General features: G+C 60.1%; 20 protein-coding genes. 7 read left to right on the top strand and 13 right to left on the bottom strand.

Annotation, left to right across the window (positions count from 1 at the left end):
- Positions 1–25 precede the first annotated feature (25 nt).
- The 5 genes from AC6CIA_RS05725 (at position 26) to pdeM (ending at position 8,566) form a co-directional block, all read left to right on the top strand.
- The gene (locus tag AC6CIA_RS05725; protein ID WP_498311029.1) at positions 26–2,467 is read left to right on the top strand and encodes a penicillin acylase family protein; all 2,442 of its coding nucleotides are present in this window, start codon (positions 26–28) and stop codon (positions 2,465–2,467) included.
- A 173-nt stretch (positions 2,468–2,640) separates the two neighbouring features.
- Entirely contained in the window at positions 2,641–3,645 is a 1,005-nt protein-coding gene (locus AC6CIA_RS05720) for a ligase-associated DNA damage response exonuclease (protein ID WP_498311027.1), read from the top strand.
- Positions 3,642–5,312: an ATP-dependent DNA ligase gene (locus AC6CIA_RS05715; RefSeq protein WP_498311025.1), complete on the top strand. Its 1,671-nt coding sequence runs from the start codon at positions 3,642–3,644 to the stop codon at positions 5,310–5,312. The genes AC6CIA_RS05720 and AC6CIA_RS05715 overlap by 4 nt, the downstream gene beginning before the upstream one ends.
- A gap of 117 nt (positions 5,313–5,429) precedes the next feature.
- Positions 5,430–7,910: a ligase-associated DNA damage response DEXH box helicase gene (locus AC6CIA_RS05710; protein ID WP_498311023.1), complete on the top strand. Its 2,481-nt coding sequence runs from the start codon at positions 5,430–5,432 to the stop codon at positions 7,908–7,910.
- Positions 7,910–8,566, top strand: coding sequence for a ligase-associated DNA damage response endonuclease PdeM (gene pdeM / locus AC6CIA_RS05705; RefSeq protein ID WP_498311021.1), 657 nt, complete (start codon positions 7,910–7,912; stop codon positions 8,564–8,566). The genes AC6CIA_RS05710 and pdeM overlap by 1 nt, the downstream gene beginning before the upstream one ends.
- Before the next feature lie 32 nt (positions 8,567–8,598).
- On the opposite strand, the gene AC6CIA_RS05700 is transcribed toward pdeM, so the two are convergent.
- Positions 8,599–8,805, bottom strand: a complete 207-nt coding sequence (locus tag AC6CIA_RS05700; protein WP_339529048.1) for a hypothetical protein — start codon at positions 8,803–8,805, stop codon at positions 8,599–8,601.
- A 107-nt stretch (positions 8,806–8,912) separates the two neighbouring features.
- Positions 8,913–9,479, bottom strand: coding sequence for a dCTP deaminase (dcd, locus tag AC6CIA_RS05695; RefSeq protein WP_019692149.1), 567 nt, complete (start codon positions 9,477–9,479; stop codon positions 8,913–8,915).
- A gap of 388 nt (positions 9,480–9,867) precedes the next feature.
- Here dcd and AC6CIA_RS05690 point away from each other — a divergent pair, with 388 nt between their 5' ends.
- Positions 9,868–10,077: a cold-shock protein gene (locus AC6CIA_RS05690; RefSeq protein WP_002554837.1), complete on the top strand. Its 210-nt coding sequence runs from the start codon at positions 9,868–9,870 to the stop codon at positions 10,075–10,077.
- A gap of 203 nt (positions 10,078–10,280) precedes the next feature.
- On the opposite strand, the gene rpoS is transcribed toward AC6CIA_RS05690, so the two are convergent.
- The 8 genes from rpoS to AC6CIA_RS05650 all read right to left on the bottom strand — a co-directional run bounded on the left by rpoS (position 10,281) and on the right by AC6CIA_RS05650 (position 17,483).
- The gene (gene rpoS, locus AC6CIA_RS05685) at positions 10,281–11,285 is read right to left on the bottom strand and encodes an RNA polymerase sigma factor RpoS (protein WP_339529047.1); all 1,005 of its coding nucleotides are present in this window, start codon (positions 11,283–11,285) and stop codon (positions 10,281–10,283) included.
- A gap of 105 nt (positions 11,286–11,390) precedes the next feature.
- On the bottom strand, positions 11,391–12,227 hold the full coding sequence (locus AC6CIA_RS05680; protein ID WP_498311019.1) for a peptidoglycan DD-metalloendopeptidase family protein: 837 nt from the start codon (positions 12,225–12,227) through the stop codon (positions 11,391–11,393).
- Positions 12,228–12,437: 210 nt separating this feature from the next.
- On the bottom strand, positions 12,438–13,073 hold the full coding sequence (locus AC6CIA_RS05675; RefSeq protein WP_169865481.1) for a protein-L-isoaspartate(D-aspartate) O-methyltransferase: 636 nt from the start codon (positions 13,071–13,073) through the stop codon (positions 12,438–12,440).
- Between the two features lie 41 nt (positions 13,074–13,114).
- Positions 13,115–13,864: a 5'/3'-nucleotidase SurE gene (gene surE, locus AC6CIA_RS05670; RefSeq protein ID WP_498311017.1), complete on the bottom strand. Its 750-nt coding sequence runs from the start codon at positions 13,862–13,864 to the stop codon at positions 13,115–13,117.
- Positions 13,852–14,910: a tRNA pseudouridine(13) synthase TruD gene (truD, locus tag AC6CIA_RS05665; RefSeq protein ID WP_498311016.1), complete on the bottom strand. Its 1,059-nt coding sequence runs from the start codon at positions 14,908–14,910 to the stop codon at positions 13,852–13,854. The genes surE and truD overlap by 13 nt, the downstream gene beginning before the upstream one ends.
- Positions 14,907–15,380 (bottom strand): 2-C-methyl-D-erythritol 2,4-cyclodiphosphate synthase, encoded by a 474-nt coding sequence (gene ispF, locus AC6CIA_RS05660; RefSeq protein WP_339529044.1) that lies wholly within the window; start codon positions 15,378–15,380, stop codon positions 14,907–14,909. Before ispF ends, truD begins: the two co-directional genes overlap by 4 nt.
- A 54-nt stretch (positions 15,381–15,434) precedes the next feature.
- Positions 15,435–16,280 carry an S-formylglutathione hydrolase gene (gene fghA, locus AC6CIA_RS05655; protein WP_498311014.1) on the bottom strand — a complete coding sequence of 282 codons (846 nt, stop codon included), beginning with the start codon at positions 16,278–16,280 and terminating at the stop codon, positions 15,435–15,437.
- Between the two features lie 90 nt (positions 16,281–16,370).
- Positions 16,371–17,483, bottom strand: coding sequence for an S-(hydroxymethyl)glutathione dehydrogenase/class III alcohol dehydrogenase (locus AC6CIA_RS05650; RefSeq protein ID WP_498311012.1), 1,113 nt, complete (start codon positions 17,481–17,483; stop codon positions 16,371–16,373).
- Positions 17,484–17,589: 106 nt separating this feature from the next.
- Here AC6CIA_RS05650 and AC6CIA_RS05645 point away from each other — a divergent pair, with 106 nt between their 5' ends.
- Entirely contained in the window at positions 17,590–18,486 is an 897-nt protein-coding gene (locus AC6CIA_RS05645) for a LysR substrate-binding domain-containing protein (RefSeq protein WP_339529041.1), read from the top strand.
- Positions 18,487–18,615: 129 nt separating this feature from the next.
- Here AC6CIA_RS05645 and ispD read toward each other — a convergent pair whose 3' ends face one another.
- The 3 genes from ispD to eno all read right to left on the bottom strand — a co-directional run bounded on the left by ispD (position 18,616) and on the right by eno (position 21,058).
- Positions 18,616–19,323 (bottom strand): 2-C-methyl-D-erythritol 4-phosphate cytidylyltransferase, encoded by a 708-nt coding sequence (gene ispD, locus AC6CIA_RS05640; protein WP_498311010.1) that lies wholly within the window; start codon positions 19,321–19,323, stop codon positions 18,616–18,618.
- Positions 19,320–19,598 (bottom strand): cell division protein FtsB, encoded by a 279-nt coding sequence (ftsB, locus tag AC6CIA_RS05635; protein ID WP_084377146.1) that lies wholly within the window; start codon positions 19,596–19,598, stop codon positions 19,320–19,322. Before ftsB ends, ispD begins: the two co-directional genes overlap by 4 nt.
- 170 nt (positions 19,599–19,768) lie before the next feature.
- Entirely contained in the window at positions 19,769–21,058 is a 1,290-nt protein-coding gene (eno, locus tag AC6CIA_RS05630; RefSeq protein WP_084377148.1) for a phosphopyruvate hydratase, read from the bottom strand.
- Between the last annotated feature and the right edge of the window lie 146 nt (positions 21,059–21,204).

The following is a 21,204-nucleotide window of genomic DNA, read 5'->3' as shown; positions in this document are numbered from 1 at the left end:
GACGTCCCCCCGCAGGAGCTTTGCCATGGCCTCGCCAGCCCTCTTACACGTTCTTCCCCGGTTCGGCGTTGCCGCAGCACTGGCCAGCGCCTTGAGCCTGGCCGGTTGCCAGTCAATGAACACCCACGACACCCTGCCCCCGGTTTCCGGCGTGCAGCCACTCAAGGGACTGGCGCAAAACGTTTCGGTGCGCCGCAACAGCCAGGGCATGCCGCTGATCGAAAGCAGCACCTTCCATGACGCGCTGTTCACCCTGGGTTATGTGCATGCCAGCGACCGCATCAAGCAGATGGTCACCCTGCGCCTGCTGGCCCAGGGTCGCCTGGCAGAAATGTCGGGGCCGGACGTACTGGATGTCGACCGCTTCATGCGCGCGGTCAACCTGAAAAAAAGCGCCGGCGAGCTGTACAACGCCTCGTCACCACGCCTCAAGCGCTTCTTTGATGTCTATGCCCGCGGGGTCAACGCGTACCTGTTCCGCTACCGCGACAAGCTGCCCCCGGACCTGGCCGAGACCGGTTACAAGCCGGAATACTGGAAACCGGAAGATTCGGCGCTGCTGTTCTGCCTGCTGAGTTTCAGTCAGTCGGCCAACGTGCAGGAAGAGTCGTCCTCACTGGTATTGGCTGGGAAAGTCGGGGCCGACACGCTCGCCTGGCTGACCCCGAGCGCCCCGGATGAACCGCTGCCGCTGGATGAGAGCGCTAAACTCAAGGGGCTGGACCTGCGCCAGATCGCCGGTCTCGCTGAACTGGATAGCGCCAGCCGACACGTAAATGCCATCAATGCTCTGAATGTAACCACCTCCAGCAACTGGGCCATCACTGCGCAACGCAGCCGCAGCGGCAAGAGCCTGTTGGCCAATGACCTGTCGGCCGGGCTTCAGGCACCCTCGCCCTGGAACTATGTGCAGATTCGCGCCCCGAAGTATCAGGCCGCCGGTGTCTCGATTGCAGGATTGCCCCTTCTGTTTTCCGGTTTCAACGGCAAGGTCGCCTGGAGCATGAGCGCGGCCAAGGGCGATACCCAGGATCTGTTCCTGGAAAAAATCAGGCGCCAAGGCAGTGCGCTGTATTACGAGAACAACGGAAAATGGCTGCCTGCCACGCTGCGTAACGAAACGTTCTTCGCCAAAGGGCAGCGACCTATTCGTGAAGCGGTGTACGAAACCCGTCATGGCGCTCTGCTCAACAGCCCCCAGGTGCTCGACAGCGGATACGGTCTGGCCTTGCAAACCGCAAGTTTCAAGGATGACCAGAGCCTGGATGCGTTCTTCGACTTGTCGCGAGCACAAAACGCCAGCAAGGCGTCGGACGCCACCCGGGAAATTCGCGCCATTGCCCTGAACATGGTCTTCGCCGACGCCAGCAACATCGGCTGGCAAGTCACCGGACGCTTCCCCAACCGTCGCGAAGGCCAAGGCCTGTTACCGTCGCCAGGCTGGGATGCGCGCTTTGACTGGGACGGCTATGCCGATGCCATGCTGCACCCGTATGACCAGGACCCGCCCCAAGGCTGGCTCGGTACCGCCAACCAGCGCACCGCCCCACGTGGCTACGGCATGCAGTTGTCCAACTCCTGGGACGCGCCGGAGCGCAGTGAGCGCCTGGCGCAACTGGCAAGTGCCGGCAAACATGACACGCGCAGCATGATCGCCATGCAGTACGACCAGACCAGCCCTTTTGCCGCCAAGCTCAAGGCCATGTTCAACGCTCCAGGAATGGCCCAACCGCTGAAACAGGCGATCAACGACCTGCCCGCCGTCGAACGCTCGAAGGCTCAGGAAGCGTTCAATCGCTTGATGGCGTTTGACGGTCGCTTGGCGCCTGGCTCCAGCGACGCGGCGATCTACGAGCTGTTCCTGCAGGAAAGCACTCGGCAGATCTTCCTTGACGAACTCGGGCCTGAGACCAGCGCCACCTGGAAAGCTTTTATCAGCAACGCCAATCTGTCGTACTCGGCCCAGGCCGATCACTTGCTGGGGCGCGAAGACAGTCCGTTCTGGGATGACGTACGCACCGCGCAAAAAGAACTCAAGCCGACAATCCTCGCCCGTAGCCTGGCGGCTGCCATCACCGCCGGTGACAGCCAATTGGGCATTGATCACAAAGCCTGGCAATGGGGCAAGCTCCACAGCTATACCTGGAAAAACACCACCGACCAGCCCCTGCGCGGCCCCGTGGCGGCAGGCGGGGATCACGACACGTTGAACAGCTCGCCGTATAACCGGGGCCAGGGCTTCGACACGCTTCAGGTGCAGGCGCTGCGAATGATCGTCGACTTCGGCCAGGTAGAGCCGATGATGGGTCAGAACGGCATCGGCCACTCCGGCAACCCGGCCAGCCCGCACTATACCGATGGGATTGATCCCTGGCTCAGGGCGCAATACCTGAGTTTCCCGCTGCAACCGCAGAACTTTGACAGGGTGTATGGGAAGACGCGGTTGACACTGGTGCCTGGCAAGTAACGGGAGGCTAGCTGGACCCAGTAGCTGCCTGAGTTTGGGGGACCTATCCGTTGCCGCAGTAACGGATAGGTCCCCATCCCCGACCCGCCCCCGACATCGAACTGCAGTGTTTTATCGAACTTCCAAACCCTGCGCCGCCTCATAACTAACAAGCCCACCGCCCTGGCACGCCCATGGACCTTGTTATTGCCCGGCCGGAAGGCCTGTATTGCCCCGCCGGGGATTTCTACATCGACCCCTGGCGCCCGGTGGAACGCTCCGTCATCACTCACGCCCACGGCGATCACGCCCGCGGCGGCAACCAGCACTATTTGGCGGCGGCGCCCGGCGAAGGCATCTTGCGCTCGCGCCTCGGCCAGGACATCAACCTGCAAACCCTCGCCTACGGCGAACCGCTGCTCCATCACGGCGTGACCTTGAGCTTCCATCCCGCCGGCCACGTGCTGGGTTCGGCCCAGGTGCGCCTGGAATATCAGGGCGAAGTCTGGGTCGCCTCCGGTGACTATAAAGTCGAACCCGACGGCACCTGTGCCCCCTTCGAACCCGTGCGTTGCCACACATTTATCACCGAATCGACCTTCGGCCTGCCGATTTATCGCTGGCAGCCCCAGGCGCAGATCTTTGCCGGGATCAACGACTGGTGGCAGGCCAATATCGCTGCGGGCAAGGCCAGCGTGCTGTTCTGTTACTCCTTCGGTAAGGCCCAACGGATTCTCCATGGCATCGACGCGAGCATCGGCCCGATCCTCAGTCACGGCGCGGTCGAGCCCTTGAACCGGGTATATCGCGAAGCCGGTATTTATATTCCGCAAACCCTGTACGCCGGCGACTTCAAAAAAACTGATCCGCTGCTGCGCCAAGCCCTGATCATTGCCCCACCCTCGGCCGGTGGCAGCACCTGGATACGCCGGTTCGGCGACTACAGCGATGCCTTCGCCAGTGGTTGGATGCGCCTGCGCGGCACTCGACGGCGGCGCGGCGTGGATCGCGGTTTCGTGCTCTCGGACCACGCCGACTGGCCAGGACTGTTGTGGGCCATCGAGCAGACCGGGGCCGAACGGGTCATGGTCACCCACGGCTCGGTCGGCGTGCTGGTCAGGCATTTGCGCGAAAAGGGCCTGGATGCCCAGGGATTCACCACCGAATATGGTGATGACGAAGAGGATGCCTCGTCATGAAAGCCTTCGCCGAGCTGTACGCCAATCTCGACGCCACGACCTCCAGCAATGCCAAGCTCGCCGCCTTGCAAGCGTATTTCCTGCAAGCACCCGCGGCAGATGCGGCCTGGGCCGTGTATTTCCTGTCTGGCGGGCGGCCACGACAACTGGTGCCCACCCGCCTCCTGAGGGACATGGCGACCGAAGCCTCGGGCATCGCGCCCTGGTTGTTCGAGGAGAGCTATCAGTCGGTGGGCGACCTGGCCGAGACCATTTCCCTGCTATTACCGGAATCACCCCACACCTCGGATGACGGCCTCGCGCCATGGCTCGAAGAAAAGCTCCTGCCCTTGCGCGGACTGGCCCCTCAGGAACTGGCCGAGCGCCTGCCCGCGCTCTGGGCGCAGCTGGATCAGCCAAGCCTGATGCTGTGTATCAAGCTGATCACCGGCAGCTTCCGGGTCGGCGTATCGAAACTGCTGGTAACCCGTGCCCTCGCCGCCATGGCGGGGTTGGACAGCAAGCGCGTGGCCCAGCGCCTGGTGGGTTACACCGACCTGTCCAATCGTCCGACCGCCGAGGGCTACCGCAAGCTGATTGCGCCCGAGTCATCCGACGAACATGCACAGCGCGGTGGCCAGCCCTATCCGTTTTTTCTCGCGCATGCCCTCGCCCAACCGGCGGAGCAGTTCGACAGCCTGCTCGGAGCGCCGCAAGACTGGCAGGTGGAATGGAAATGGGATGGCATTCGCGCGCAATTGGTCAAACGCGAGGGACGACTGTGGATCTGGTCGCGGGGCGAGGAATTGGTCACTGAACGCTTCCCCGAACTCCACGACCTGGTGCATGGCCTGCCCGACGGCACGGTGATCGACGGCGAAATCGTGGTGTGGAAAGCGCAGCCTGGAGCGCTGCTGGAAGCTGCCGAGCCCCGCGTGCAACCCTTCGCCCAACTGCAACAGCGTATCGGCCGTAAAACCCTGAGCAAGAAAATTCTCGAAGACGCTCCGGTGGCCTTGCTGGCCTATGACCTGCTGGAACATCAGGGCGAGGACTGGCGCAACCACACCCAGGCCCAGCGTCGGGAACAGCTGGAGCAGGTCATCGGCGCATGCAATCAGCCAACGCTGATCGCGTCTGCGCTGTTGACGGGCGATAGCTGGCAGGACTTGGCCGAACAGCGCGAAGCCTCCCGTCGCCTCGGCGTGGAAGGCATGATGCTCAAGGCCCGGGAGGGCCTCTATGGCGTGGGCCGGACCAAGGACATGGGCGTGTGGTGGAAGTGGAAAGTCGAGCCGTTCAGTGTCGATGCCGTGCTGATCTATGCCCAGCGCGGTCACGGGCGACGCGCCAGTCTCTACAGCGATTACACCTTCGCCGTGTGGGACGGACCGCCGGGTAGCAGCGAGCGCACGCTGGTGCCGTTTGCCAAGGCCTATTCCGGGCTTACCGATGAGGAAATGCGCAAGGTCGACGGCATTATCCGCAAGACCACCGTGGAGAAATTCGGCCCGGTCAGCAGCGTCACACCCAGCCTGGTGTTTGAGCTGGGCTTTGAGGGTATCGCGTTGTCCAAGCGGCACAAGAGCGGGATTGCGGTGCGCTTCCCGCGGATGCTGCGCTGGCGCCAGGACAAGTCGGTAGACGACGCCGACAGCCTGGCCACCTTGCAGGCGTTGCTGACTTGAGTCCGCGCGGCTGCCGGAGCCGGGCGTTGAAGAAACTGCACTGGCAAGGGGTTTCAGTTAAACCTTTGCGGTTTCTGAAAGGTCAGTGAAATAGGCCCTCAGGAGCGTCAACCGCGCATGGCAAAACCTTCCGACTTCACCAGACAATGGTTTACCGCCAAGGGCTGGAAGCCCTTCGCCTTTCAGAAACAGGTGTGGACGGCGGTCAAACAGGGTCAGTCGGGGTTACTTCATGCCAGCACCGGCGCGGGTAAAACCTACGCGCTGTGGTTTGCCGCCCTCAATCGTTTCGCCAGCACTCGTCCGCCCACATCGGGCAAGCGCAAACCTCCCACGGAACCGCTGACAGTACTCTGGATCACCCCCATGCGAGCGCTGGCGGCCGACACGGCCAGGGCCCTTGAAGCGCCGCTGGCATCGTTACAGATCCCCTGGAGTGTCGGCCTGCGCACTGGCGACACCAGCAGCAGTGAACGTGCCCGCCAAAGCCGGCGACTTCCCACTGCACTGATCACCACCCCGGAAAGCCTGACCCTGATGCTCGCACGCGCTGACAGCCAAACCAGCCTGTCGTCTCTGCGCATGGTAGTGGTGGACGAATGGCATGAACTGATTGGTAACAAACGCGGCGTCCAACTGCAACTCGCCCTCGCCCGTTTGCGACAATGGCATCCGCAGCTGATTGTATGGGGCATTTCCGCGACCCTCGGTAATCAGCAACACGCGCTGCAAGTACTGATCCCACAAGACGATGGGATAAACGTGCAGGGGCAAACCGCCAAACAACTGCAGGTGGATACGCTGTTGCCGCCGGTTATCGAGCGTTTTCCCTGGGCTGGCCACATCGGTCTGAAAATGCTGCCCCAGGTGGCGGCCCAGATCGACAGCAGCACCAGTTGCCTGGTCTTTACCAACACTCGCGCGCAGGCGGAGATCTGGTACCAGGCATTGCTTGAGGCTCGCCCCGAGTGGGCCGGCGTGATCGCCCTGCACCACGGCTCGCTGTCCCGGGAAACCCGTGACTGGGTGGAACGGGCCTTGAAGGACGGCCAACTGAAGGCCGTGGTCTGTACCTCGAGCCTGGACCTCGGGGTGGATTTCTTGCCGGTGGAGCGGGTGTTGCAGATTGGCTCGGCCAAAGGCGTCGCACGCTTGATGCAGCGCGCCGGGCGCTCCGGCCATGCCCCCGGTCGACCGTCACGGGTGACGCTGGTGCCGACCCACAGTCTGGAACTGGTGGAGGCCGCCGCCGTCCGGGACGCCATTGCCGAGCGCCACATCGAGGGCCGCGAATCCCCTCATGCCCCCTTGGATGTGTTGGTGCAACACGTGGTGAGTATGGCGCTGGGTGGCGGGTTTACCCCAGAGGCGCTGCTGGCGGAAGTACGCAGCACCTGGGCTTATCGTGACCTGACACAGGCCAACTGGGACTGGGCCCTGGCCTTCGTAAGACATGGCGGGCTGTCGTTGACCGCCTACCCCGATTACCGCCGCGTGGAGCCAGACGAACAGGGTATCTGGCGCGTCCCCGATGCGCGTTTGGCACGTCGCCATCGCATGAGCGTGGGCACGATCGTCAGCGATGCCAGCATCCAGTTGAAATTCTGGAGCAAGGGCGGCGGCGGCAAGACCCTGGGAAGCGTAGAAGAAGCTTTTATCGCGCGGCTCAAGCCGGGAGACGGTTTCCTGTTCGGCGGGCGCCTGCTGGAGTTGGTTCGGGTGGAAAACATGACCGCTTATGTGCGGCGCGGCACCGCGAAAAAAGCTGCCGTGCCGCGCTGGAATGGCGGACGCATGCCGCTTTCCAATGAGCTGGCCCAGGCCGTGATCGAACGCTTTGATGCCGCAGCTCAGGGCCAGTATCGCGGAGCGGAAATGCAGGCCATACAGCCGCTGCTGGAAACCCAGCTACGCTGGTCCGGACTGCCCGCCCGCGACCGTCTGCTGGCAGAAGTCCTCAAGTCGCGGGAAGGCTGGCATCTGTTTCTCTACCCGTTTGCCGGTCGCCAGGTCCATCTGGGGCTGGCCAGCCTCGTGGCATGGCGGGTCAGTCAGCGGCAAGCCGTGACCTTCTCGATCGCCGTCAACGACTATGGCCTGGAACTGCTTAGCGCCACCGAAGTGAACTGGCCGCTATTGCTCGACAAAGCGCTGTTGAGTACCGATCAGTTGTTAGCCGATGTGGCGGCGAGTCTTAACGCGGGCGAACTGGCTTTACGGCGCTTTCGCGAAATCGCGCGGATCGCCGGACTGGTGTTCGCAGGCTACCCCGGCGCGCCCAAGAGCACGCGCCAGGTCCAGGCGTCCAGCGGCTTATTCTATGAGGTGTTCAAACAATACGACCCGCAGAATCTACTGCTGAGCCAGGCCGGGGAAGAAGTCCTGCGTGATGAGTTGGATATTCGCCGGCTGGAGGACACCTTGTGCCACTTGTCGGCATTACAGCTCGACCTGCACTCGATCAAACGCCCCACGCCCTTGGCCTTCCCTCTGCTCGTGGAACGCTTTCGGGAAAGCCTGAGTTCGGAGAAACTCTCGGAACGCATCGCGCGAATGGTCAAGGATCTGGAAAAAATCGCCGACGCAGGCAAACGTTGATGCCCGCCCATTATTCAGTGCGCGTGGCCGGCGAAGAGCTGTGGCTACTGGCGGACAAGGCCGTGTACTGGCCCGCGGAAAAGACCCTGCTCATCGCCGACGCTCACTTCGGCAAGGCCTCAGCCTATCGCAGCCTGGGTCAGCCAGTGCCCAAAGGCACCACCCACGAAAACCTTCAACAACTGGATCGCCTGCTGCAGGATCTGGCCTGCGAGCGGGTGATCTTTCTGGGCGATTTTCTTCACGGTCCCGGTTCGCATGCCCAGGGAACCCTGAGCGCGCTGAGAGCGTGGCGCCAGCACCATCACGGCCTGCCTTTGACGCTGATTCGCGGCAATCACGACAAACGCGCTGGAGACCCGCCTGAGGACCTGGACATCGAAGTCGTCACTGAACCGCTGCTGGTCGGGCCCTTTGCCTTGCAACACGAGCCGGATGCCTATCCGGGCCAGCACGTTCTCGCCGGGCATGTGCACCCGGTCTATCGATTACGCGGCAAGGGCCGACAAAGTCTTCGCCTGCCGTGCTTTGTCATCGGCAAACAGGTAAGCCTGCTGCCGGCATTCGGCGCGTTCACCGGAGGGCATTCAGGGCATTACGAAGAGGACAGCCAGGTTTTCGTTATCGGCGACCAACAAGTGTGGCCAGTGCACTAGGCAACTGACCATTGCGTGCCGTGGGCGAAGAATCAAGCCACTGGCGCGGGAGGCGGTTCGTCGGGGAGGACTGGTTCGCCAGGCTCTTCGGGCTGCGTTGGCCAGGGATCATCTGGGCCTGGCTGGCCGGGGATACCACCGGCGAACGCAGGATCAGCCATCAAGGACCAGGCAAGCACGCCAATCTGGTTGGGTTCAAGTCGGGCGAGTTCGGCGCTTATTCGCGGATCGAGCTTCATAAGGGACTCCTCAAGCATGGCCCGGAACGTTTTGCACGATCCGGGGCGGTACACCCAATAGAGTGTCCACCCGCCGACAAATTCCCTTGGTGTGTAAGACGTTTCGATCAGGTGCGTGGCAACGTGACGCCGCGCTGGCCCTGATACTTGCCGCCACGGTCTTTGTAGGAGACTTCACACTCTTCGTCGGATTCAAAGAACAGCATCTGTGCAACACCTTCGTTGGCGTAGATTTTCGCCGGCAAGGTGGTGGTATTGGAGAACTCCAGCGTCACGTGTCCTTCCCACTCCGGCTCGAGCGGGGTGACGTTGACGATAATGCCGCAACGCGCGTACGTGCTCTTGCCCAGGCAAATGGTCAGCACATTGCGTGGAATGCGAAAGAATTCGACGGTGCGCGCCAGCGCAAAGGAGTTCGGTGGGATGATGCAGACGTCGCTCTTGACGTCGACGAAGCTTTTTTCGTCAAAATTCTTCGGGTCGACAGTGGCCGAGTTGATGTTGGTGAACACCTTGAATTCATCGGCGCAACGTACATCGTAGCCATAGCTGGAAACCCCGAACGAAATCAGCCGGTCGGCGCCTTCGCCGCGCATCTGGCGCTCTACGAAGGGCTCGATCATGCCGTGCTCTTGCGCCATGCGGCGAATCCACTTGTCCGATTTGATGCTCATGGCGGGTGTCCTGAATAGCGAGGTGGTAAATTCTGTTGGGCATCTTACCGGGGCTGGCCTCGTGGTTCAAAGGACCCCGGGCTTTTTCTTGAGTAGCTCAGTGAATTGCCTGGCCCGGAGCAATGGGGCCACACCTTTGCGGCGTAATCGCAACGCCAGAAAAGCGCACCGCCAGTCACGAAAATAGAGAAACCTTCGGAAATACCATTGGCACGTTCCTGAAAAAGGGTTAAGGTGGCGCCACTGTGCTGCTTGTGTCACTGAGAATCTCTACACGATATGTTGAATTTCGATCCAACCATCTCCAAGAATTTTTCCTGCTCTTTGCACTCAGTCTCGGCCAGGGCTTTTCCTGAGTCGCAGTTAACTTTGTCCAAGGAGTTACACCATGTCTAATCGCCAAACTGGTACCGTTAAGTGGTTCAACGATGAAAAAGGCTTCGGCTTCATCACTCCACAATCCGGTGACGACCTGTTCGTTCACTTCAAAGCTATCCAATCCGACGGCTTCAAAAGCCTGAAAGAAGGCCAACAGGTTTCTTTCATCGCTACCCGCGGTCAGAAAGGCATGCAAGCTGAAGAAGTTCAAGTTATCTAACTTGTACTGATCCAGTCAAAAAGCCCCGCCCTCAAAAGCGGGGCTTTTTTATGCCCGGGATTTGACCCTGGCACCAGGTAACACCCAGCACAAAAAAATGTGGGAGCGGGCTTGCTCGCGAATGCAGAGTGTCAGTCGACAGATATACTGGCTGATCCACCGCATTCGCGAGCAAGCCCGCTCCCACATTTCGTACTGTGTCGTTATTGAAACAACGACTCACTCGACAAGCCATTCTTTTCCAGGATCTCACGCAGGCGCTTGAGCCCTTCCACCTGAATCTGCCGGACCCGCTCGCGGGTCAAGCCAATCTCCAGGCCAACATCCTCCAGCGTGCTGCTCTCATGGCCACGCAGGCCGAAACGGCGTATCACCACTTCGCGCTGCTTGTCCGTCAGCTCGGACAACCACTGATCGATGCTTTGCGACAGATCATCGTCCTGCAACAGCTCGCAAGGATCCGTGGGACGATCATCCGTCAAGGTATCCAGCAGGGTTTTATCCGAATCCGGACCCAGCGAGACATCGACTGACGACACGCGCTCATTGAGGCCCAGCATGCGCTTGACCTCGCCTACCGGTTTTTCCAGCAGGTTGGCGATTTCTTCAGGCGAAGGTTCATGATCGAGTTTTTGTGTCAGCTCACGCGCCGCCCGTAGGTAGACGTTGAGCTCCTTGACCACATGAATCGGCAGCCGGATGGTCCGGGTCTGGTTCATGATTGCCCGTTCGATGGTCTGGCGGATCCACCACGTGGCATAAGTCGAAAAACGGAAGCCCCGCTCCGGGTCAAATTTCTCCACCGCCCGGATCAAGCCGAGATTGCCCTCCTCGATCAGGTCCAACAGGGAAAGCCCACGATTGACATAGCGTCGGGCGATTTTCACCACCAGCCGCAAGTTGCTTTCAATCATGCGCTTGCGCCCCGCCGGATCGCCCTTTTGCGACAAGCGCGCAAAGTGGACTTCCTCTTCGGGAGTGAGCAAAGGAGAAAAGCCGATTTCATTGAGATACAGCTGGGTCGCGTCGAGCGCCCGGGTGTAATCAATGTATTTGTGCTGTTTTAACGCGGGGGAGTTTTTGGATTTGGCGCGAACTGAAGGTACTGCGGGTCCCTCATTCGACATCGAATCCGTGCCGATGCCGGTCTCCATAAGGAGAACCTCATCGTCGATGTCAAACTCCGGCGCTTCTTTACTGAGAGCCATTGTTATAGTCCTTTGGTGAGTTCGACCTCAAGCTCAAGCGACGCCTTTATCCTTGGCAACGCTGGAGCCTGTTCCTTCTACGTGAGGGAACAGGCTGACATCACATCAACGCCGGGGAAGGAATTGCAATGGATCAACAGGTTTACCTTGGCGGCGAATCTCAAAGTGAAGTTTCACCCGATCTGTGCCCGTCGACCCCATTTCGGCAATTGTCTGCCCAACCTTGACCTGCTGCCCCTCCCGAACCAACAACCTGCGGTTATGACCGTAGGCACTGACGTAGGTATCGCTGTGCTTAATGATGATCAGCTCGCCGTAGCCCCGTAAACCACTCCCGGCGTATACCACTGTCCCATTTGACGCAGCTAAAACAGGCTGTCCCAAATCCCCCGCGATATCAATGCCTTTATTCAAACTACCGTTTGAAGAGAATTTTCCAATAAGGACACCGTTCGAGGGCCATCCCCAACCACTCGGCGCGGGCCCGGCAGGTGGCAACGGCGCGGGCGCTGGCTTTTTCACGACGGTGGTTGTCGCGGTGCCTGCAGGCTTGGTGATGATCGTGGTCTTGCTGGATGACGACGCCGAGGAACCGGACTTTGTCACTACTGCCGTAGGCCTTGAACCGGAGCGGCCATCGAAACGAATGGCTTGGCCTGGGTGTATCGTGTAAGGCACAGGAATATTGTTACGAGCTGCTAACGCCTTGTAATCCCATCCATAACGAAAGGCGATCGAGAACAGCGTGTCGCCCTTGCGCACCACATATTGCCCAGTGGTGACCGTCGGCCGTTGTGGCGCCGCCTTGTTGCGATCGATAACCCGCGCTCCGCCGCCGGGCGTGCTGGAGCAAGCCACCAGCAAGGAACTCAAGACAAGGCCAATCACCAGTCGCTGAAAGCTGTTTTTACTCATACGCTGCGCATTGACCGTGAGACTCACCCGCCGCTCCCTTTGTGCTGGCTAAACATGAACGCCTGTAACAGGCTTGAAGTGTGTCGCCAGTATAACTGGCTGCCGAACGTTAACCGGCAACAACCTGGAAACGAAAAATTCATCTCGTTTGCCCATCGGCATGAATCATATTGACTCAATGGACTTCGCTGTAAGACACATGCCCGGCAATAGAATTCAGTACATGCTATTAAATGATCAGGCCAGCGGGCCATTGAGCAGCGGGACAAAACGCACGGCCCCCAAGACATGCCGGGAAAAACCCTCTTCCTCGCGAACGATCAGCATCAATTGCTGCACCTCGCCGGATCCCACCGGAATGACCAGGCGTCCACCCGGCGCGAGCTGATCCAGCAGCGCCTGCGGCACATCGGTCGCGACGGCCGTGACAATGATGCCATTGTAGGGCGCCAGCGCGGGCCAGCCTTCCCAACCATCGCCCCAGCGAAAAACCACGTTGCGCAGGTTCAATTCGACCAGGCGCTCCTTGGCCCGGTCTTGCAATACCTTGATCCGCTCGACGGAAAAAACCCGCTCCACCAGTTGCGACAGCACCGCAGTCTGATAGCCCGAGCCGGTGCCGATTTCCAACACCTTGTCCAGCGGACCCGCGGCCAGCAACAGTTCGCTCATCCGCGCCACCATATACGGCTGGGAGATCGTCTGGTTGTGGCCGATGGGCAGCGCGGTGTCTTCATAGGCGCGGTGTGCCAGCGCCTCATCCACGAACAAATGCCGCGGAGTACGGCGAATGACTTCCAGCACCTGGGCGTTGGACAAGCCTTCTTCATACAGCCGCTGGATCAACCGCTCGCGTGTACGCTGGGAGGTCATGCCGATGCCCCGGCGCAGCAGGTCGTCTTGTTCACGAGCCATCAGCGCAGCCCCTCCAGCCAGCCATCGAGGCTACTGAAGGCATCACTGAAGGTGCGATCGAGTTGCAACGGGGTAATCGAAACATAACCTTGCATCACCGCATGGAAATCCGTACCTGGCCCACCGTCCTCGGCATCGCCGGCCGCGGCGATCCAATAGCCTTCCTTGCCACGGGGATCGACGACTTTCAGCGGAGTTGCCGCCCGCGCGCGATGGCCCAGGCGGGTCAGCTGGATGCCGCGAATATGATCCAGAGGCAGATTGGGGATATTGACGTTAAGCACTGTGCGCGGCGGCAAGTCCAGAGTGTCATGGGCTTCTATCAGCTTGCGGGCGAAATACGCCGCTGCCGGCAAGTTGTCCAATTGACGCGAAGCCAACGAAAAGGCGAACGAAGTGCGTCCCAGGAAGCGTCCCTCAAGAGCCGCCGCCACGGTGCCGGAATACAACACATCGTCACCCAGGTTAGCCCCCAGATTGATACCGGAGACAACCAGGTCCGGCTCGTGCTCCAGCAGGCTGTTGAGCGCCAGGTGCACGCAATCGGTCGGGGTGCCGTTAACGCTGACGAAGCCATTGGCCAATGTCTGCGGGTGCAGCGGACGGTCGAGGGTCAGCGAACTGCTGGCGCCACTTTTGTCCTGGTCCGGGGCAACCACCACGCACTCGGCGTAATCCGCCAGCGCAGCATGAAGCGCGGCAAGGCCGGGTGCGGTGACCCCGTCGTCGTTTGATATCAGAATACGCATGGGCTGTCCGTCTGCCCCACCGGCACCAGATCAACAAGCTCGCGCACCAAGACAGTGGCGAAGCATCCGGCCGGCAGGACGAATTCCAATTGCAGAATGTCAGGTTCGGGATAATGCCACGTCAACCCGCTAATGGGCAGTCGCAGAATGCGACGTTCCTGACTCATCCCGGCATTCACCAGCCAATCGCGCAGGTCCGCCTCGCTCTCTGCGACGGCTTGTTCCAGCGCATGGGTCGCGCCGCTGGCAGGCGAATCGCCCTCCCCCCACTGCGGCCCGGTGGGATGCAGGTCGAGGATGGCCAGGCGCGGGTCACTGCACTCGGCCTCGCCCGCCGGGAAAAAGCTGCGGCTGTCGGTAAACGCCAGCAGGTCACCGACCTGGGCACACTGCCATGAGCCATCGGCGACCCGTGCCGCCAGCACTTTATTGAACAGCAAGCTGCGTGCAGTCGACAGCAGCCGCGAACGCACGTTGCGCTGCTCCGGCAAGGCCTTGCGTGCTGCCCAGGCACGGGCATCGACGACGTTACCGCCGTTATGCCCAAAACGCTGGGAGCCGAAATAATTGGGGATCCCGTGCCGGGCAATCAGTTGCAGGCGCGCATCAAGGGCAGCGCTATCGCCGGACAACTGGGTCAGGCGCAAAGTAAAACCGTTGGCCGAATGCGCACCGCGCTGCAACTTGCGCTTATGCCGAGCAATTTTCAGAATCTTGAGGGTGTCGTTTTCCGCCCCGCTCAAATCGGGATCAGCCTTGCCCGGCAGCTGCACGCTGAACCATTGGCGCGTCAACGCCTGGCGATCCTTGAGCCCGGCATAGCTGACGGTACGCAATGGCACACCGGCGGCCTTGGCAATGCGCCGCGCAGCTTCCTCGGTGTTCAGCCCACGCTTTTCCACCCATAGCCACAAGTGTTCACCCTCGCCGGTCAGCGGGATATCCAGCACTTCATCGACCTGAAAGTCTTCGGCTGTGGCCTTGAGTACCGCGCTGCCAAGTGCATCGCCATAGGCTCGCGGGCCTAACAGTTGCAGATCATTCATGCGCGCAACAACACAGCAACGGAATGCACGGCAATCCCCTCTTCACGACCGGTAAAGCCGAGCTTCTCGGTGGTGGTGGCTTTCACGTTCACTTGGTCCAATTCTATTTGCAGGTCCGCGGCAATCAATGCGCGCATCGATTCAATATGCGGGGCCATCTTGGGCGCCTGGGCAACGATGGTGTTATCGACATTGCCCACCTTCCAGCCCTTGGCGTGGATCAGGCCGACCACATGCCGCAACAGCACGCGGCTGTCCGCGCCCTTGAAAGTGGGATCGGTGTCCGGAAAGTGTTTGCCGATATCCCCCAACGCTGCTGCGCCGAGCAAAGCATCGCTCAAGGCATGCAAGACAACGTCGCCGTCGGAATGAGCCAGCAACCCGTGGTGGTGTGCGATCCGTACGCCGCCCAAGGTGATGAAGTCGCCTTCGGCGAAACGATGCACATCATAGCCATGGCCAATACGCATAAAAAAACGCCCCGATTTAATTCAGGGCGTGATTCTACCTACTTTTGCCTCACATTAACCGAGCAAAGCACGTCCATGATGCCGCAAATGGTCATCAATGAAGCTGGCGATAAAAAAGTAGCTGTGGTCATAACCCGGTTGCAGGCGCAGCTCCAACGGATGACCGGCGGTCTTGGCCGCTTGCTGCAAGGCTTCGGGCTTGAGTTGCGTGGCGATAAAGTCGTCACGATCGCCCTGATCTACCAGCAATGGCAGTTTTTCCGAGGCTTCGCCGATCAGCACACACGCATCCCACTCCCGCCACTTCGAGCGCTCGTCGCCAAGATAGTGGGAAAATGCCTTCTGCCCCCAAGGACAATCCATCGGGTTATTGATCGGTGAAAATGCCGATACCGACTGATAACGCCCTGGGTTGCGCAACGCACATACCAGCGCTCCATGACCGCCCATGGAGTGACCGCTGATACCGCGCTTGTCCGAAGCAGGGAAATGCGCCTCGACCAGCGCTGGCAATTCCTGCACGACGTAGTCATGCATCCGATAGTGTTTGGCCCAGGGTTCCTGGGTCGCATTCAGATAAAACCCGGCCCCCAGGCCAAAGTCCCAGGCGTTTTCCGGATCATCCGGCACGCCGGCTCCACGCGGGCTGGTATCCGGCGCGACGATAATCAAGCCCAACTCCGCCGCCATGCGCATCGCGCCGGCCTTCTGCATGAAGTTCTCATCGGTGCAGGTCAGCCCCGACAGCCAGTACAACACCGGCAGCTTGCCGCCCTGCTCGGCTTGAGGCGGCAGGTAGACGGCGAAGGTCATATCGCAGCCCAGCACCTGCGAGCTGTGTTTGTAACGCTTATGCCAGCCACCAAAACTCTTCTGGCAGGAAATGTTTTCCAAGGTCATGGGAGAGCTCCCAGCTATAAGCTGCAAGCTTCAAGCGGCAAGAAGGCGTACACCCACTTTGGCGCTTATAGCTGGCAGCTTGCCGCTGCTTCAAAAATGAATGACGGTACGAATGCTTTTGCCTTCATGCATCAGATCAAACGCCTTGTTGATATCTTCCAGCCCCATGGTGTGGGTGATGAACGTATCCAGCGGGATTTCGCCGCTCTGGGCCATGTCCACATAGCTTGGCAACTCACTGCGCCCACGTACGCCACCGAAAGCCGAACCGCGCCAGACGCGACCGGTGACCAGTTGGAACGGACGGGTCGCGATTTCCTGGCCGGCACCGGCCACACCGATGATCACCGACTCACCCCAACCCTTGTGGCAGCATTCAAGGGCGGCACGCATCAGCTGCACATTGCCGATGCACTCGAAGGAAAAGTCGACGCCGCCATCGGTCATGTCAACGATGACTTCCTGAATCGGACGGTCGAAGTCTTTCGGGTTTACACAGTCTGTAGCACCCAGTTGCTTGGCGATTTCAAACTTGGCCGGGTTGATATCAATGGCAATGATGCGAGCGGCCTTGGCTTTCACCGCACCGATCACCGCCGACAGACCGATGCCGCCCAGGCCAAAGATGGCCACGGTGTCGCCGGGCTTGACCTTGGCGGTGTTGAGTACCGCACCGATGCCAGTGGTGACGCCGCAGCCCAGCAGGCAGACTTTTTCCAGCGGTGCCTCTTTGGAGATCTTGGCTACGGAGATTTCCGGCAACACGGTGTACTCGGAAAAGGTCGAGGTGCCCATGTAGTGGAAAATCGTTTCGCCCTTGTAGGAAAAACGCGAAGTACCATCCGGCATCAGGCCTTTACCCTGCGTTGCGCGAATCGCCTGGCAGAGGTTGGTCTTGCCCGACAGACAGAATTTGCATTTGCCGCACTCCGGGGTGTACAGCGGAATCACGTGATCGCCTACCGCTACCGACGTCACGCCCTCGCCAATCGCCTCGACCACTGCGCCGCCTTCATGGCCAAGGATCGACGGGAAGATGCCTTCGGGATCGGCGCCCGACAGTGTGTAGGCGTCAGTGTGGCAAACACCGGAAGCAACTACGCGCAGCAGAACTTCACCGGCCTTGGGCAGGGCCACATCGACCTCAACGATTTCCAGCGGCTTCTTGGCCTCGAAGGCAACGGCGGCGCGCGACTTGATCATGCTGACTCTCCAGTGAATAAAAACGAGACAAAGAGTGTAATACAGCGCCTTACGATGAATAATCAGATCAAAAGCAAAACATTATTGCCATACAGGGATAATCCTGATGTCCGAAAGCCGCTGGGAAGGTATCGATGAGTTTGTCGCCGTCGCCGAATGCAGCCAATTCACCGCCGCCGCTGAACGTCTCGGGGTGTCCTCCTCCCACATCAGTCGTCAGATCGTACGGCTGGAAGAACGACTGCAGACCCGCCTGCTTTATCGCAGCACCCGCCGCGTGGCGCTAACTGAAGCAGGGCAAACTTTTCTGCAGCATTGCCAGCGCTTGCAGGACGGCCGTGAAGAAGCCTTGCGAGCAGTCGGCGACCTGACCAGCGAGCCCAAAGGCATGCTCCGCATGACCTGTGCCGTGGCGTACGGCGAGCGCTTTATCGTGCCACTGGTGACGCGTTTTATGGGGCTCTATCCGCAGCTACGGGTCGATATCGAATTGAGCAACCGCCCGCTGGACCTGGTACATGAAGGGCTGGACCTGGCGATTCGCCTGGGCCGACTGCAAGACTCGCGAATGGTCGCCAGCCGCCTTGCCCCCCGGCGCATGTACCTGTGCGCCTCACCCTCCTACCTTGAGCGGTATGGACGACCCCATAGCTTGTCGGAATTGAGCCGGCACAATTGCTTGATTGGCAGCTCGGATATCTGGCAGTTGGCGCAGGACGGTCGGGAGTTTTCCCAAAGGGTGCAGGGAAACTGGCGCTGCAACAGTGGGCAAGCGGTATTGGACGCCGCGCTGCAGGGGGTGGGGCTGTGTCAGTTACCGGACTATTACGTGCTGGAGCATTTGCACAGCGGCGCGCTGGTTTCATTACTGGAGAGTCATCAGCCGCCGAATACGGCGGTGTGGGCGCTGTATCCGCAGCAGCGGCATTTATCGCCGAAGGTGCGCAAGTTGGTGGAGTTCTTGAAGGAGGGATTGGCTGGACGGCCGGAGTATGGCGGGTGAGTGTTTGTTGTCTGGGCAAGCCTCATCGCGAGCAAGCCCGCTCCCACATTCGAGCGCATTCCACCTTTGAAATGAGGCTGAATGTGGGAGCGGGCTTGCTCGCGATAGAGTCAACTCGGTGTAACTGACTTACCTGCGATTAGCCCAGCGCAACCTCAGCCACTCCAGATCCTCCGGCCGCGTCACCTTGATATTGTCCGAGCGCCCTTCAATCAGCCGCGGCGCCTGGCCGGCCCACTCCATCGCGGAGGCTTCGTCGGTGATCAGCGCGTCAGCCACCAGGCTGTCGGCCAATGCCCGGTGCAGAGCCCCCAGACGAAACATCTGCGGCGTATAAGCCTGCCAGATCAGGCTGCGATCCACCGTTTCCACCACCCGCCCGTGCTTATCCACACGCTTGAGGGTGTCGCGCGCCGGCACCGCCAGCAATCCACCGACAGGATCATCCGCAAGCGTGGATAGCAGCTTGTCCAGATCATCACGACTCAAGTTGGGCCTTGCCGCATCATGGACCAGCACCCAGTCGTCGTCACCGGCGCCTTGGGCATGCAGGTGCAGCAGCGCATTCAGCACCGAGCCCGAGCGCTCGTCACCACCTTCGACACGGGTAATTCTCGGGTCGTTGGCATACGCCAGGTTCGGCCAATAAGGATCATCGACAGCAAGACTGACCACCAACCCCATCAGGGCGGGATGATCGAGGAAACAGCCGAGGCTGTGTTCAAGAATTGTGCGCCCACCCAATTGCAGGTACTGCTTGGGACGGTCCGCAGCCATACGGGCACCGACGCCCGCGGCAGGAATCACGGCCCAGAAGGCCGGCAAACAGGAATTCATTGAGCCAACTGGTAGAGGGTTTCACCCTCCTTGACCATGCCCAACTCATGACGAGCCCGCTCTTCGACGGTCTCCATGCCTTTTTTCAACTCAAGCACTTCCGCATAGAGCACGCGGTTGCGCTCCAGCAAACGCTCGTTTTCGGCGTGCTGCTCGGCTATTTGCTGGGTCAGGTCGGTGACCTGCGCCAGACTGCCATCACCCACCCAAAGGCGGTATTGCAGGCCAGCCAGAAGCAAGAGCAAGACGAGGAACAACCAATTGGGACTGCGCATCGAATATCGGGTATCCAGTGGAAAAGACAGCCATGCAAAACTTTTGAAACAGATAGCACGAAGCCTGGAAGAACCAGGCTTGTGCTTGATAGGCATCAGATTAGTGGGAAAATTCGCCGCGTAGCGTCTTTTTTCCACACATGACCTGTTGTCTTTTTACCACTAACGACTCAGCCGCGAAACTCGCCGCGACCGTTGTACTTGGCTTTAGCACCCAATTGCTCTTCGATACGCAGCAATTGGTTGTACTTGGAGACGCGATCGGAGCGGCACAGGGAGCCGGTCTTGATCTGACCCGCCGAAGTGCCCACGGCCAGATCGGCAATGGTCGAATCTTCGGTTTCGCCGGAGCGGTGGGAAATCACGGCGGTGTAACCCGCGGCCTTGGCCATCTGGATGGCTTCCAGGGTTTCGGTCAGGGTGCCGATCTGGTTGAACTTGATCAGGATCGAGTTGGCGATCTTCTTGTCGATGCCCTCTTTCAGGATCTTGGTGTTGGTCACGAACAGGTCGTCGCCCACCAACTGGACTTTCTCGCCGATCTTGTCGGTGAGGATCTTCCAGCCATCCCAGTCGGACTCGTCCAGGCCATCCTCAATGGAGATGATCGGGTAGCGTTCGCTCAAGCCTTTCAGGTAATCAGCAAAACCTTCGGCGTTGAACACCTGGCCTTCGCCGGACAGGTTGTACTTGCCATCTTCGTAGAATTCGCTGGCCGCGCAGTCCAGGGCCAGGGTCACGTCGCTGCCCAGCGTGTAACCGGCGTTGGCCACGGCTTCGGAGATCACTTTCAGCGCATCTTCGTTAGACGCCAGGTTCGGCGCGAAACCACCTTCGTCACCGACCGCGGTGCTCAGGCCACGGGCCTTCAGCACAGCTTTCAAGTGATGGAAGATTTCGGTACCCATGCGCAGGCCTTCGGAGAAGGACTTGGCGCCAACCGGCTGCACCATGAATTCCTGGATATCGACGTTGTTGTCCGCGTGCTCGCCACCGTTGATGATGTTCATCATCGGGACCGGCATCGAGTAGACACCTGGAGTGCCGTTCAGGTTGGCAATGTGCGCGTACAGCGGCAGGTCCTGATCCTGCGCAGCAGCCTTGGCGGCAGCCAGGGACACGGCGAGGATGGCGTTGGCGCCCAGGCTGCCTTTGTTTTCGGTACCGTCGAGCTTGATCATCGCCTGGTCCAGGGCTTTCTGGTCCAGCGGGTCCTTGCCCAGCAACAGGTCACGAATCGGCCCGTTGATGTTGGCTACAGCCTTGAGCACGCCCTTGCCCAGGTAACGGCTCTTGTCGCCATCACGCAGTTCCAGTGCTTCACGGGAACCGGTGGAAGCACCCGACGGCGCGCAGGCGCTGCCGATGATGCCGTTATCGAGAAGCACGTCGGCTTCGACGGTGGGGTTGCCACGGGAGTCGAGAACTTCACGACCTTTGATGTCGACGATTTTTGCCATTGTTGTAAACACTCCAAAGTTGACGAAAACGACGCAGCTGAAGGAAATCTTTTGACCGACCGCAAGGGTGGAACAACGGGGCAGGCTTGCAGAGGACAAGGCCCAGGCCCGTGGGCCTGAGCGTAAAGCGTGGGAAAGTTTACCGG

It is taken from the genome of Pseudomonas sp. GQ91 (genome assembly GCF_059758795.1).
The sequence above is the reverse complement of the archived record's forward strand: the minus strand, read 5'-3'. Positions and strand labels throughout refer to the sequence as shown.